Consider the following 13361-nt stretch of genomic DNA (forward strand, 5'->3'; position numbering starts at 1 on the left):
CGACAAGACCCCCTAGAAGCCGGTGGAGCGGTCTGTCACATACTGTGCGGGCCCGGCCCGTTCATGTCGGTCATGCGGGACGTCTCCCCTGGCCACCGGCCTCGTCATACGTGCCTTCGGGCACCTGGTCCGCCCCGGAAGGAATACCCGTCGTGCCATGGCAATGGATCGGCCTTGCTCTCTTCACCCTCACCCTGCTGCCCGCGGGTTCGGCCATGCTGGCCGACCGGGTTCCCCGCACCTGGCGTGGTCGGCTCGCGCCGGTGCGGCCTCGCGGCGCAGCCCTCCTGCTGATCTACGCCGCCGCACCCGTCAACGCGATACCGCGACTGACCGGTGCCGCTCCGGACACGGCCCTGATGTGCACGGCGGTCGGCGGGGCCCTGGCAGTGGGGGGCTGCCTGGTACTCGGCTTCGCCACGCACTGGCCGCGGCGCAGTCCGCGAAGGAGCGAACGGGGGCACGCGTGACGGCGACGACGTCCCCGTCGAGCAAGCCGCCGGCCCGAGGGCGCAAGGGGAACGGGTAGCGATGGGAACGGGTGCCGGTGCAGGTGCCCGAGTTGGTACACCCGCGCCCGGACGGCGTTGCCAGAGCCGCGCCAGTTCCTCCGCCGTGCCGTCCAGAGGCGCGGCCGGGCCCAACCCCAACGGGCCGGCTCGCCGAGCAGTTCCCTCAGCCTCCCCAAGGTGCCTGCCGCTTCTTCTCCCGGGCGACGACGTGACCACGGCCGTGAGCAACCTTCGTACGTACGCGGCTACGACAGAGCCGTCAGGACGAGGCCATCACGACGGGGTCACCGTGCTCTCGGGCCCACGGGCTCACCCGTCCGATTCGAGGAGCATGATGACCCTCCCGTAGCTGGTCGGTGTCGAAATGGGCGTCCTGGTCATAGCCGTAGAGCTCGGCCAGGGCTTCCTGAGTGGTGGGCTGAGCCATGGGGCTTCCTTCTCTCCGTACATGGGCCATGATGCGAAATTGAGTGTCAAGGATTTCTTGACGAGTCGGCTGCGTCAAGGTTTTCTTGACGCATGTTGATCTTGAAGTTGAAGGACCGGCACCGGGACCTCTTCCCTGCCACCTCCTCCATGGCCGCCGTGCTGCCGCTCGCCGTGAGCCTGCCGGCCATCACAGTGGTGTTCGGCGGCCGGCTCGGTACCGCCGTCACCGTCGCCCTGATCGTCGCGGGCCTCGCGCTCATCGCCTGCACGGCCGGCCTGGCCGCCCGGGCGGCGGCCCGCGACTCGGCCGAGCGGGCGCGCCACGACGAGGCGGCCCTCGACGCCCTCGAACCCCTCGCCGGGCTGCGTCGATGAGCGGCGAACCCCTGCTCCACCCGGTGGAGATGGACCGGATCCGGGAAGGGATCGCGGTAGCCGTCCTCGGCGCCCCCGAGGGGCTGGCCGACTCCCTCGAACACGACGCCCACGGCTACCTGCGCCTGGTGGACGCCTCGCGCGTCGGCGCCGAGGAGGCCAGTCGGCTGCTGCGCGAGGCCGTCCACGGCGCCAGGGCCGCCGGCCACAGTTGGGACACGGTGGGCCGCGTCCTGGGGGTGAGCCGCCAGGCCGCCCAGCAGCGCTTCGCGGGCAAGGCCGCGACAGCGTCGGCACCGCCCGCCGGGGGACCCAACGCCCCCAAGCGCCGCACCCTCAGCGGGTTGACCGCGTTCAACGAGATGGCCGCCTTGGAGGAGGCCGGCCGTGACGGCTGGCACATGGTCGGCTACGGCCCCTTCTTCCACGAGGTGGAGGCGTCCGGCCACCCCTGGGAACACTGCCGGGTGACCCTTCCTTCCCCTGCGCGACACCGACGGCTGGAATCAGAAGGGTGGATCCCGGTCGGCGCGGGCTGGTTCCCGTGGCGGTACTACAAGCGGCCCGTCGAGTCCGGTACCAAAGCCCCTGCCTAGTGGGTGTCTTGTCGGTCGGTCGGCCGGATCAGGAACGGATGACCCGCGCGGTCCGTGCCGCTCGGACGTACGCGCGGTACGGGCACGACGGGGGCGGGGAGAAGGCGTGGGGGCGCTTCTGTCCCCAGGCATCGGGAGCGGAACGTCCCGAACTTCCCCGCCCCGGCGCTCGCAAGCCCCGCATCAAGGTGGCGACCGTGGACAGCCCTTCCTGAACCCGCGGCCGAAATCCGGTAGACGCGGCACGGATACTGACGTCATGGCCGTTACCCAGCAGCTCGCCCGCATCCCGGAGGCGTATCTCGCCGCCTGCCGTCAGTCTGCCAGCGCGTCACCGGACCGCGATCCCCACTGGGATCCGCCGGCTCACGACGTGTTGGACCTGTCCTGGGCGCCGGCGCTGCTGAACCGCGTCGGGGAGGTGGCTGGACTCGAAGGGGCCCTTCGGGGGCGCCCCCACCGGCCTGGGCGTCTCCCAAGTCGCGCGCGTCTGCGAACTGCTCGGCCAGATCGACATGCCCGCCCTGCTCGCCGCCCTGCCGGCCGACGAGCGTGAAGCCGGATCCTTGATCGGCCAGGTGGGCCCCGTCGCCGGCGGTCTGAAGGCGTACCTGCTGGAACACTTCAACGCCTTGCGCGACTTCTACCTCGACGCAGCCGAGCGCCACCTGCTCGTCGTGCTCTGGTGGGACTGACCCGCGAGCCACCAGGCGTCCCCACCGCGAGCACTTGGGGAACTGCGCGACCGTCCACACCCGCCCGCCCGCCTGCCTCGGCCCGGGCCGAGTTGCTCCAGGCACGGCAGAGATGCCCGAGGAGGTCCGCCACGCTGCCGGTGCCTCGTCGGCCGTGGTCCGGTCGGACTTCGTAGTGGCCGCGATCAACGAGGCGGGCGCGGCGTGTCCTGGGCGTTGGCGTATGCCGCGCGCCGCTTCGCCGACCACGCACAGGCCCCGGAGGACCAACAGCTCTGCGTCGCCATGCTTTACCAATCGGTCGACCCATCATCGATGCAGGTCACATAGCTTCTAGTCATCCGAAGGGGAGCCGGCGGACGCGATGCCGGGCCGAGAAGGAGAAGTGTGTCGTGACCCTGATCAACTTGATGAACACCGCAGCGGACCTCCCGGAAGGGTGGCGTTCGCTCGTGCTGGGGGAGGTGGGTAACGCCTGCGTGAAGGTGCTGAGGATGGACGAAATGCCCGTCGAGCCCGAGAGCCACGTAGCTACCGAGGCCCTGCTCGTCCTCGACGGGCAGCTCCAACTCGAAGTCAGCGGCCGGCCCGTCTCCGTACGTGCAGGCGAGCTCTATATGGTTCCGGCTGGAACAACCCACGCGGTCGGCCCCGATAGCCGGGGCACACTCGTGATCGTGGAACTCCGAGAAGACGAACTCGAGGGCTCCCAGTAGGTCACACCTGGGTTCCGGACGCCCCGCTCGACCGCTCGACCGCCACCACCGTCTCCTACCTCACGGACGGTGAGCACCACGTGATCGTCGATCCTGGCACGGTGGCCGGCCGCGACCGGGTCCCGGGCCCGTCGGCCGAACGGGGAACGGGCTCCGACGGCATGACCCTGTCCGTCGGCACCGAAACGGGTGTCTCAACAGCTCGGTGGACGGCCCGGTTGCCCCGGGCCGCGACCTGTTGCCGTCTTCCCGACTGCCGGGCCGCTTTCCTGAGGACCACCGTCACCATGCTCGTGCTGGCCTGGATATGGTGCTGGCATGGCGACGGTCCTGCGGCACCCCAGACCCGGATTCACATGGGATTGGTGGGCCGTAGACGCCGGGGGATTCCTCGTGCAGTTCTGCGACGGGCCTGCCCCCGAGCACCTGCTTGCACACGTGGACCGCGTCGACGCCGCATCCGTGTGGGCCGAGGAACACCGACCCACATGGTTCAACCGTGGCCCCTCGCCGCTTCACGCCTTCGGCTGCAACGGTGAGTTGCCGACCTACACCCGGCAGGGTGTACCGGACTCCCCGTTGCGGCTGGCCGACGCGCCGGCAGTGATCGCAGAGGTTGCGGCCTTGGTCGAGCTGAACCGGGCAGTGGGAGATGCCTGGACGCTCTACCTCGACGATGGATGGGTATAGGCAGTCCCTTCATCTGGTCGGCTCGCTGACCAGGAAAGTGGCGGCGATGTGGAGTCCGGCCAGGTAGTGATCCCGCCACCGCCCATCCCGCCGAGGTGTTCGGTCCGGCAGTAGGGGCTCGATGCGTGCCCATGGGGCATCGGCCAACGGCACACATCAACCAGCGATCAGGTGATCCTCAGGAAGCGGCCTGGTCCTGGCGACGGCGGACACCCTCGTTGCGGGCCAAGGCCCGGCCTGTCGAGCGGACGAGACCGCACCGCGCGAGAGCCCCACCACACTTCACCACCGCAGCAGCCGACGGGACCCACCCGACCGGTTGACTGTCATGCCTAGATCAATTCTCTTCATCAGGAGTCGTGTTGTCCGTCAAGACCTCGATCTTAAGAGCGGCGGGCTTAGTCACCGCCACCGCCACCTGCGCCGTGTCGCTCGTCCTGTCCGCCGTGCCCGCTCACGCGGACGAACCGGTACCGACACCGTCCTCCGCCTCCGGCTCCGCCTCCGCCCTCGCGGCCAGGGACAAGGGCGGAGCAGGCCAGGGCGCGCCTGTCGCACCGTCCCAAGCGGCCGCCGGTCCCTCCATCACCCGCAGCGAAGTGATCAAGCGTGCCGCCTCCTGGGTCGGGATCGGGCTCCAGTACAGCTGGCACAACACCTACCAGGGCTACCGGACCGACTGTTCCGGCTTCGCCTCCATGGCCTGGCGCCTTGGCACCCCCGGGCTGGACACCACCAGCTTCGTCCCCGCCGGCGTCGCCTCGTGGATCGGCAAGAGCGACCTGAAGCCGGGCGACGCCCTGCTCAACGACGCGGCCGGGGCCAACGGCCACATCGTCGTGTTCGGCGGCTGGGTCAACTCCGCGCGCACCTCGTACAGGGGCTACGAGTTCACGGGTAGCGGGATGCACTACCGCGAGATCCCCTACCCCTACTACTCGGGCTACGGCACCTTCCGGCCGGTCCGCAACAACAGCATCGTCGACGACGACTCCGGCGATCTGCCGGTGTCGGGGAACTGGGACAGCGGTCCGGCGTCCAACGTGGGCGTGTGGCGCAACGGCACCTTCCACCTGCGCAACGATGACGGCTCGACCACGTACGTGGGCTGGGGCGTCGGCAGCGACCTACTGGTCTCGGCGAACTGGGACGGTGCCGGCCCGGACAACGTGGGCATCTTCCGTCCGTCGACCGGCCAGTTCTACCTGCGCGGGGACGACGGCAGCCTGACCCTCATCGACTGGGGCGGGGGCACGGACCAGCCGGTGGCGGGCAACTGGGACGGCGGCGCGGCAGCAAACGTCGGTATCTGGCGCAACGGCAGGTTCCACCTGCGCAACGACGACGGTTCGGCAACCTATGTGGACTGGGGGCAGGCGGGCGACCGCGCGGTCTCAGGGAACTGGGACGGCGTCGGCCCGGACAACGTGGGCATCTTCCGTCCGTCGACCGGCCAGTTCCACCTGCGCAGGGACGACGGCAGCCTGGTCGTCCTGGACTGGGGCGACAGCAACGACATCCCCGTCGCGGGCAATTGGGACGGCGGCAACGGCAGCCCTGTAGCGAACATCGGAATCTGGCGCCCGTCGCAGGCCCTCTTCCACCTCCGCAACGACGACGGCACCCCCACCTACGTCAGCTGGGGTCAGCCCAGCTAACCCGACCATCCCGACCGTCCCGTCCACCCGGCCGGCGCGCCCAACCCCCACGGCGCGCCGGCTGCCCCGGTGGACGCGCAGAGCATCGCTGGCAGATCAGTCCGCGCGCTCCAGCCCGAGGGCGCTACCGACCGGGATCGCCCGCCACATCGCGCTGACCTGCGGAAGCGTTGCGACGAACGCGGCGATCCGAGCCAGTGCTGCGGCACGTTCATGACCGATGGGATCGAAGTCGAAGCCCATGCTGTCGGCCCAGGCCATATCGTCCAGGTCGGCCCAGGCCGGAGAGTCGGCAAAGAACAGTTCGAGCTCTACGCTCCAGCGCTGCGGCTGCCAGAACTCGTCACCCTCGTCACCCTCGTCACCCTCGTCATCCTGGGCACCCTCGTCGTGCACCGCGAACTGCCTGGTGAAGACCAGTGCGGGGCGGTCGTCATTCCAACTCCACCGCCCCCACTGCACGATGAACCCGTCTCCGTCGTCCTCCGCAGGCTCGATCCCGTCGACCGGCACCTGGACGAACTCCTGGAACGCAGACCATGCCCGCGCAACGTCATCGATCGCATCCGGGTCGAGCCCGTGACGTCGAAGAACGAGCACGAACAGCTCGTGACTGTTCTTCCAGTGCGCGGCCACGCCGGATGCTCAGCGACCCAGCCGGGCCGCGAGCCCGTCGAGCACGCAGTCCAGACCGAACGCGAACTCGACGTCGGGGTCGAGTTCCTCGGCCTCGAGGACGCGGCGGGCGAGCATCGGGTGTTCGCCCGCCGCGAGGACCTCACTGATGTACGGGCCGACGCTGCGCTGCCACTCCTCCTCGCTGAGCCCGGTGCGCTGCTCCGCGCGTCGAAGGGCCTGCTGGGCGGCGACCGAACCCAGTACGTACGCGTGTACGGCGCTGAGCGCCTGCGAGGCCAGGGTGATGTCGGGCGTGAGTGCGACGGCGGCGCGCAGCGCGGACTCCGACCGCCGCAACGAGTTGGGGCCGAGAGCGGGCCGCCCCGCCAGCTCACCCGCCAACCAAGGATGCCGCAGCAGCGTCGCACGCAACGCGTGCGCGACCGCCTTCAGACCGGCACGCCAGTCCTCAGCGGACTCGGGCAGCGGATCCTCACCCTGCGCCGCATCGACCATCAGGTCCACCAGCTCGTCGCGGTTGGTGATGTACCGGTAGAGCGAGGCGGTCCCGGAACCGAGATCACCCGCGACCCGCCGCATCGACACGGCTGCCAGTCCCTCCGCGTCCGCGACGGCCAGCGCGGCGGCCACGTACTGGTCCACCCCGGGCGCGCGTCGACGCGGCTCGGGACGCGGCCGGGTCCACACCGACGAGGGAACGGGTTGTTCGGTCATCGGGGCGGGTCCTTTCCTCGTTGACCCTCATCCTACCTTCTGGCTACGGTGTATCCATGACCGAGACGATGTATCCAGAAATTCCGGTGCTCGTGGTCGGTGGCGGCAGCGTCGGCCTGGTCACCGCAGCACTGCTCACCCATCACGGCGTCCCCGCCGTCCTCGTCGAACGACGTTCCGGGCCCTCCGTGCACCCACGCGCCACCGGCATCGGCCCGCGCACCGTCGAGATCCTCCGCGAACTCGGACTCGACGCCGCTGTTGATGCCGTTGCGGTTGATCTTGGGGGTGGTGTGGGTAAGGCGGTGGCGCGGACTGTCGTTGAGATGGGTGCGGGTGACGTGGTGACGGTGCCCATGTCGACGCCGTCCGTGGACGAGCTGGACGTGACGCCTTTCAGGCTGCGTGGTGTCTGTGCCCAGGACCGGCTCGACGCCGTCGTAGCGGCCGACCTCGCGCGCCGTGGAGTGGACGTGCGCTGGTCGACCCGCCTGGCCGGTATCGCACAGGACGCCAGCGGGGTTGACGTCGAACTGGAGGGACCCGACGGCCGCTACTCGCTACGGTGCACGCGCGTGGTCGCCGCCGATGGCGCCCATAGCACTGTGCGGACCGCGCTGGGTGTGGGCATTTCCGGGCCGGGTGACTTGGGCAAGTCGATGATCAACATCTTGTTCCGTGCCGACCTCCGGCCGCACCTGCGGGGGATCTCCTTCGCTACCTGCACGATCACCACACCACAAGCCCCTGGCTTGCTGGCCACCGTGGACGGCGAGACGAATTGGGTCTTCCACATCTCCTGCGACGTCGACGCCGGCGAACGCCCCGAGGACTTCACGCACGAACGGTGCGCCGAGGTCGTCCGGCTGGCGGTCGGCGATCCCGACCTCGATGTCGAGGTGCGCAGCGTACTCCCGTGGCGGCCTCGGAGCGCAGCGGCGGAAAGCTTCGCGGTCGGCCGCGTGTTCCTGGTGGGCGACGCCGCGCACACGGTGTCACCCCTGGGTGCGTTCGGCCTCAACGCCGGGGTCGCCGAGGCGCACAACCTGGCCTGGAAACTGGCCGCTGTTCATCGTGGTGAGGCTGGTGTCGGGTTGCTCGATACCTATGCGCAGGAACGTGAACCGGTTGCTGCGGCGACGCTGGACCAGGCGATGCGCAGGCTCGCCGACCCGCAGCTGCACTGGGGACGCGGACCCGAGGCCGATGCTGCGAGGGCGGCGGCGGGGGTGTGGGCGGCGCCGGTCGTGCATCTCGGCCAGAGGTACGACTCGGCCGCCGTCGTCGAGCCGCAGCCACAGCTCCCCTCCACCGTGGACCTGGTGCTGGACGGATCGCCGGGTTCACGAGTGCCCCACGCGTGGATCGACGGGGTTTCCACGCTCGACCTGGTGGCGTCCCGGTGGACCCTGCTGGTGGGCGTCGCCGGCGACCGCTGGCTTACCGCCGCGACGGCCGTCGCGCTTCCCGCGTATCGCGTCGCGGTCCCTTGGCTTTCCGAGGAGGGGGCGTTGCTGATCCGTCCGGACGGGATCGTTGCGATGCGCGTCGTGGCGGCGGGGACGGATCCGAGGCGGTGCCTCGCCGAAGTCTTGGGCCAGGTACTGGACAGGCCGGTCTCGATGTCGAGCGCTTGAGCGGGACACCTCAACATAGGCCCCTCCGCGGCCGGGGCTTCGTCGTGACGGGGGCGAGGCGGGGGTCTGTCAAGTCCCGAAAGGTCGCGGCATGACGGGGTGCGGGGGAGGAGGGCTTACTCAGGAGATGGACGCACGTGGAGGGGATGGTCCCCGCCCGGACGTCCAGTCGTCCGGAAGTTCCGGACGTTCCAAAAGATTCAGGTTTCACCTCCGGGATGTGGAGGCGTTGACGGTTCGGAAGGAGTGAGCGCATGCGAGTCACCACGGTGTACCCACTGCCCTGTGCTGGGGGGCGAGCGTCGTGAGTTCCCTGCCTCCTTCCTCCGAGCGCCCCACTGGCCCGCCGCCCGGCCCGTTGTCGGGCCGGGGCGCGCACGGAGAGCCGCCTCCCCCGCCGCCTCCGCCGCCGCTTCTGCCGCCCCCAGGCCCGCCGTCTCCCTCGGGGCCCCCGTCGGGGCCTGTGCTGGCTTCTTCCGGCGGGTCTTCGCTATCTGCGGCGGGTGGTGCTGGCCTGCTTCGTGGATGGCGGTCGCGCAAGGCCGTACTGGGTGTGACCACGGCGGTGGCCGTGGTGTCGGCGGCGGTCCTCAGTTTCACCGTGTTGGGCGGGAACACCGCGATGAGTGGTGAGGTCTTCCTCCAAGCCGCTCCGGAGGTCGGGCCCGACCCGTTCACTCCTTCGACGGCCACGCGGGCCGAGAGCGTCGCCAAGGTCATGCCCATGACCGCTGCGGGTGTGGACGCGAAGGACGGTACGGGCACCAACGGAGACACGGGCACTGCGAGCGCCACGAACGGTGCGCGCACGCTCGAGGTCGACGGCGGGTATCCCGGGCTGTACGGCGGAACGCGGAACGTGGCGAGCTGTGACGTGGAGAAACAGATCGGGTTCCTGACGCGGCACCCGGACAAGGGCAGGGCGTTCGCCGTTTCGCTGGGTATCCGCCAGCCCGAGATCCCCTCGTACCTGCGGTCGCTGACGCCCGTCCGGCTGGGGTGGGACACCAGGGTCACCAATCACGGATACCGCAATGGCGTGCCCACCAGCTATCAGGCGGTCCTGCAGGCCGGTACTCCCGTACTGGTCGACGGCCGGGGTGTGCCCCGGGTCCGGTGTGCCTGCGGTAACCCCTTGGATCCGCCCGTCGCGGTCAAAGGCGGGCAGACGTACAGCGGTGCGAAGTGGTCCTCGTTCCGGTCTTCCGGCCTGGTCGCGGTCAAGCCGGCCGTGAGGCCGGTGAACACCGTCACGGTCTTCGACCAGGACCGCAGGGGATGGTACGAGCGCCCGAGTGGAGCGGCGGCGAGCAAGCACGACCGCGAGGTCCCGCCCCCGAAGGGCCAGACCCCCGGCTCTGCCTACCCGGTCCTACCGGCGGCCCACCCGGGATCAGTCCAGCCGCCCCGGGACGCGCCCCCGAACCAGCCCCCGAACACCAACCCCGGCCAGGACCCGGGGAACGTACCCGCTCGGGTCCCGGGCAATGTCCCGGGCCAGAACCCGGGCCAGGACCCGGCGAAGGACCCGGGTCAGGAGACGGGCGAGAACCCGGGGAAGGGGACAGGCCAGGAGCCCGGCAAGGTGCCCGGACCGGACGCAGACAAGCAGCATGGCCAGGAGCCGGGCAAGGCACCCGGGAAGGCGCCGGGCAAGGAAGCGGGCAAGGAGCCTGGCAAGGAGTCCGGTCAGGGTCCGGCGAAGGTGCCGGGCCAGGAAGAGTCGGGTCAGAAGCCGGGTAAGGAGTCGGGCGAGCACCCGGGGAAGAAGCCCGGTAAGGAGTCGGGCGAGAACCCGGGTGAGGAGTCCGGCCAGGACCCGGACAAGGCCCCTGGGGAGGGCTCGGAGAAGGTTCCGGGCAAGGAAGCGGGCAAGGAGCCTGGCAAGGAGTCCGGTCAGGGTCCGGCGAAGGTGCCGGGCCAGGAAGAGTCGGGTCAGAAGCCGGGTAAGGAGTCGCGCGAGAACCCGGGCAAGGAGTCCGGCCAGGACCCGGGCGACGCCCCTGGGAAGGACTCGGAGAAGGTTCCGGGCCGGGAGTCAGGCCAGGATCCTGCGAAGGCGCCCGGTCAGCAGTCAGACGAGGGCCCGGGGAAGCAACCGGGGAAGGCGCCTGGCCAGGAGCCCGACAGGGGGCCCGCCCACGACCCTGCGAAGGTGCCAGGTCAGGAGTCGGGCCAGGGTTCCGGGAAGGTGCCGGGGAAGGATCCCGGCAAGGGAGCGGGTCACGGCCCGGACACGGCTCCCGGGAAGGGCCACGACACGGGCAAGGACACCGGTCAGGAGTCCGGGAAGTTGCCGGGTCACGAGCCGGGCCATGCGCCCGACAAGGGCTCCGGCAACGATGCCGGAACGGCGCCCGGGAACGGGTCGGGCCAGGGTTCCGGGAAGGCGCCGGGCCAAAGCCAGGGCCAGGGTCAGGGTTCCGGGAACGGCCAGGGCCAGGGTCGGGGTAAGGGCTCCGGGAACGGTCGGGGTCAAGAACAGGGCCAGGGCCAAGGGTCCGGGAACGGCCAGGGCCAGGGGCAGGGCCAGGGTTCTGGGAACGGCCAGGGCCAGGGGCAGGGCCAGGGTTCTGGGAACGGCCAGGGTCAGGGTCAGGGTTCCGGGAAGGCACCGGGCCAAGGCCAAGGCCAAGGCCAAGGTTCCGGGAACGGCCAGGGTCAGGGTTCCGAGAAGGCACCGGGCCAAGGCCAGGGCCAGGGCCAAGGGTCCGGGAACGGCCAGAGCCAGGGTCAGGAGCGCGGTTCCAGGAACGGCCAAGGCCAAGGCCAGGGTCAACGGGCCGGGAACGGTTAGGGCAGCCGTGTCGGGAAGGGCCGGGCGGGAGCACGGCCCGAATCCCGGTATCGAGCCGGGGCGCCAGCAAGGTGCATATTCCGCCGGTGAGCCGAGGAGGAGTAGTCCCGGTGATCCGGTGGGCCGTATACCCGGGCGATGACGTTCCGGCCGGGCCACCGCCGGCTGATGCCCGTGTGGTGACGAGAGCTACACCGTTGGTGACGGCCCGATCCCGTTGCCCCCGGACCGGTGGAAGGCCCTTTGATGGCTCTTGTTCCTTGTCACGCTCTTGTGAAGATCGTTAGCATTTCCCGTAGTCGCCCTCTGGGGGTGTGGAGTGGGCAGCTGTGTCAGAGGTACCGGCGTTGGTAGGGCGGCGGGAGGAGATCGCAGCGCTCACTCGGGCCGTCGAGGACCTCGGCGCCGGCAGAGGCACGGTCCTCGAGGTCGCTGGGGATCCGGGCATCGGGAAGACCGCCTTGTTGAACCTGCTCGCCCGGCTCGCCGTCGCACGAGGCACCACCGTACTGCGGGGCCGGGCTCGAGTCCGAGTCCGGGCCGGGGCCGGGGCTCGTTCGGGCGAGGTCAAGCCGTACCAGGTTTTCCGTGATGCCTGGCAACGGTCCGAGCCTTCGATGGCCGCCCCCCATTCGCCCGCCGCCGAGGCCGGCCCGCCGTGGGGCACCGCCACAGATCATGAGCTGGTACGCGCACTGCTCGATGCGTGCGTGCGACGGGACGGCGGTCGTGGGAGCGTGCTCGTCCTGGACGACGTCCACCACGCGGATCCCGCTTCGGCCCATCTGCTGGAAGCCCTCGTCGAGGAATGTGCCGCGCACCCGCTGGTCCTGGCTTTTGCCCTGCGGCCCCGGCAGACCCCGCCAGCCCTGCTCGCCGCTCTCGACGACGCCTCGCACACGGGACGTCTCGTCAAGGTGGAGCCCGCACCCCTGGACGCTGCGGCCATCGCTTCCCTGGCGGGTCGCGGGCCGGTAGAGGAGCTGGTCACGGGTTCTTTGGGTAACCCACGTGCCCTGCGTGTCCTTCTGGCGGCGGGCCACGACCCCGGCCAGTGGCCGGCGCGGTCCGACGCGGCGGCGGGCCCGTTGCTGCGCGCCGCGGCGCCGGTGCTCGCCGAACTCGAAGCCCTTCCGGGCGACTGCGCCGAGGTGCTGGCTGCCGCTGCCGTCCTGGGAGAGCCCTTTCGCCCCGGCGACGCCGCGCACGTGGCCGGGTATCCCGGCGACCGGACCGCGGCCGCTCTCGGCACGCTGGCTGACGCCGACTTGATCCGGTCCGACGGGCCGGCCGGCACCTTGGTCTTCCGTCATCCCGTACTGGGACACCTCCTTCACCATCGGATGAACCCCGGTCTGCGGCACGAGGCCCACCACCGTGCCCTCGGCCTGCTCGACGCCCGTGGCGCAGCGTCCGCGGCCCGTGCCCGGCACGCCGAACACGTGCTGCCCGCTGCCGCCGATCCCGCCCGAGTCTTACGCGTACTCGCCGACGGCGCCGCCGAGGTCCTCGCCCGGGAGCCCGCCACCGCCGCCCGCTGGCTGCGCCTCACCCTGGAGTACTCACCCACCGCAAGAACAAACACAGGCACAGCCGCAGGTGTGGGTGTTGGGGCTCGTGCCCGTCTCGCTCTGGATTGTTGCCGGGCGCTCACCGCCGCTGGCCGTCCGCAGGAGGCACGGGCTCTCGCCCACGAGCTCCTACGTACTCCTGGTGTCCTGCCCGGTCGGCTCCGTACGGAGGCACTGGCGGTGTGTGTCGGCACCGTTGCCGGTAGAGACGGCGGGTCTCGTCTTCGACTACGGTCTCCTGCACGCTCTGCGCGGTACCGCGGGTGAGGTCCGCGGCCTTGCCCACGAGGCTGCCCGGGCCGTCGCCGGAAGGGCCGTCGCCGGAGCGGACG

The 13361-nt window shown here is 70.4% G+C and carries 13 protein-coding genes; 10 read left to right on the forward strand and 3 right to left on the reverse strand.

The window, feature by feature from the left end:
• Positions 1-152 precede the first annotated feature (152 nt).
• A complete protein-coding gene (locus tag OG594_RS22200; protein WP_266601650.1) occupies positions 153-470 on the forward strand; it encodes a hypothetical protein in 318 nt (105 codons plus the stop codon).
• A 301-nt stretch (positions 471-771) separates the two neighbouring features.
• Here OG594_RS22200 and OG594_RS22205 read toward each other — a convergent pair whose 3' ends face one another.
• Complete coding sequence (locus tag OG594_RS22205) at positions 772-939, reverse strand: hypothetical protein (RefSeq protein ID WP_266601652.1); 168 nt, start codon at positions 937-939, stop codon at positions 772-774.
• Between the two features lie 92 nt (positions 940-1031).
• Here OG594_RS22205 and OG594_RS22210 point away from each other — a divergent pair, with 92 nt between their 5' ends.
• The 6 genes from OG594_RS22210 to OG594_RS22235 all read left to right on the forward strand — a co-directional run bounded on the left by OG594_RS22210 (position 1032) and on the right by OG594_RS22235 (position 5671).
• Entirely contained in the window at positions 1032-1316 is a 285-nt protein-coding gene (locus OG594_RS22210; RefSeq protein ID WP_266601654.1) for a hypothetical protein, read from the forward strand.
• Positions 1313-1912 (forward strand): hypothetical protein, encoded by a 600-nt coding sequence (locus tag OG594_RS22215; protein ID WP_266601656.1) that lies wholly within the window; start codon positions 1313-1315, stop codon positions 1910-1912. The genes OG594_RS22210 and OG594_RS22215 overlap by 4 nt, the downstream gene beginning before the upstream one ends.
• Before the next feature lie 515 nt (positions 1913-2427).
• Positions 2428-2607, forward strand: a complete 180-nt coding sequence (locus tag OG594_RS22220) for a hypothetical protein (protein ID WP_266601659.1) — start codon at positions 2428-2430, stop codon at positions 2605-2607.
• A 392-nt stretch (positions 2608-2999) separates the two neighbouring features.
• Positions 3000-3323: a cupin domain-containing protein gene (locus OG594_RS22225; RefSeq protein ID WP_266601661.1), complete on the forward strand. Its 324-nt coding sequence runs from the start codon at positions 3000-3002 to the stop codon at positions 3321-3323.
• Between the two features lie 318 nt (positions 3324-3641).
• Positions 3642-4013, forward strand: a complete 372-nt coding sequence (locus tag OG594_RS22230) for a hypothetical protein (RefSeq protein WP_266601663.1) — start codon at positions 3642-3644, stop codon at positions 4011-4013.
• Positions 4014-4375: 362 nt separating this feature from the next.
• Entirely contained in the window at positions 4376-5671 is a 1296-nt protein-coding gene (locus OG594_RS22235; protein WP_266601665.1) for a hypothetical protein, read from the forward strand.
• Between the two features lie 96 nt (positions 5672-5767).
• Here OG594_RS22235 and OG594_RS22240 read toward each other — a convergent pair whose 3' ends face one another.
• Positions 5768-6307, reverse strand: a complete 540-nt coding sequence (locus OG594_RS22240) for a hypothetical protein (protein WP_266601667.1) — start codon at positions 6305-6307, stop codon at positions 5768-5770.
• 9 nt (positions 6308-6316) lie between these two features.
• On the reverse strand, positions 6317-7024 hold the full coding sequence (locus OG594_RS22245; RefSeq protein WP_266601669.1) for a TetR/AcrR family transcriptional regulator C-terminal domain-containing protein: 708 nt from the start codon (positions 7022-7024) through the stop codon (positions 6317-6319).
• Positions 7025-7080: 56 nt separating this feature from the next.
• On the opposite strand from OG594_RS22245, the gene OG594_RS22250 reads away from it, so the two are divergent.
• The 3 genes from OG594_RS22250 to OG594_RS47385 all read left to right on the forward strand — a co-directional run bounded on the left by OG594_RS22250 (position 7081) and on the right by OG594_RS47385 (position 13296).
• Positions 7081-8661: an FAD-dependent monooxygenase gene (locus OG594_RS22250; protein ID WP_266601671.1), complete on the forward strand. Its 1581-nt coding sequence runs from the start codon at positions 7081-7083 to the stop codon at positions 8659-8661.
• A 553-nt stretch (positions 8662-9214) separates the two neighbouring features.
• Complete coding sequence (locus OG594_RS22255) at positions 9215-11458, forward strand: DUF6777 domain-containing protein (protein WP_266601673.1); 2244 nt, start codon at positions 9215-9217, stop codon at positions 11456-11458.
• A gap of 329 nt (positions 11459-11787) precedes the next feature.
• The gene (locus OG594_RS47385) at positions 11788-13296 is read left to right on the forward strand and encodes an ATP-binding protein (protein ID WP_353962632.1); all 1509 of its coding nucleotides are present in this window, start codon (positions 11788-11790) and stop codon (positions 13294-13296) included.
• The last annotated feature ends 65 nt before the right edge of the window (positions 13297-13361 follow it).

Origin of the sequence: Streptomyces sp. NBC_01214, from assembly GCF_026340975.1 — a bacterium.
Taxonomy (GTDB): domain Bacteria; phylum Actinomycetota; class Actinomycetes; order Streptomycetales; family Streptomycetaceae; genus Streptomyces.

Excerpts from the sequence above, each read along its gene's own strand:
- OG594_RS22205 (WP_266601652.1), bottom strand. The coding sequence starts at position 939 with ATGGCTCAGCCCACCACTCAGGAAGCCCTGGCCGAGCTCTACGGCTAT.
- OG594_RS22210 (WP_266601654.1), top strand. The coding sequence starts at position 1,032 with ATGTTGATCTTGAAGTTGAAGGACCGGCACCGGGACCTCTTCCCTGCC.
- OG594_RS22215 (WP_266601656.1), top strand. The coding sequence starts at position 1,313 with ATGAGCGGCGAACCCCTGCTCCACCCGGTGGAGATGGACCGGATCCGG.
- OG594_RS22220 (WP_266601659.1), top strand. The coding sequence starts at position 2,428 with ATGCCCGCCCTGCTCGCCGCCCTGCCGGCCGACGAGCGTGAAGCCGGA.
- OG594_RS22230 (WP_266601663.1), top strand. The coding sequence starts at position 3,642 with ATGGCGACGGTCCTGCGGCACCCCAGACCCGGATTCACATGGGATTGG.
- OG594_RS22245 (WP_266601669.1), bottom strand. The coding sequence starts at position 7,024 with ATGACCGAACAACCCGTTCCCTCGTCGGTGTGGACCCGGCCGCGTCCC.
- OG594_RS22250 (WP_266601671.1), top strand. The coding sequence starts at position 7,081 with ATGACCGAGACGATGTATCCAGAAATTCCGGTGCTCGTGGTCGGTGGC.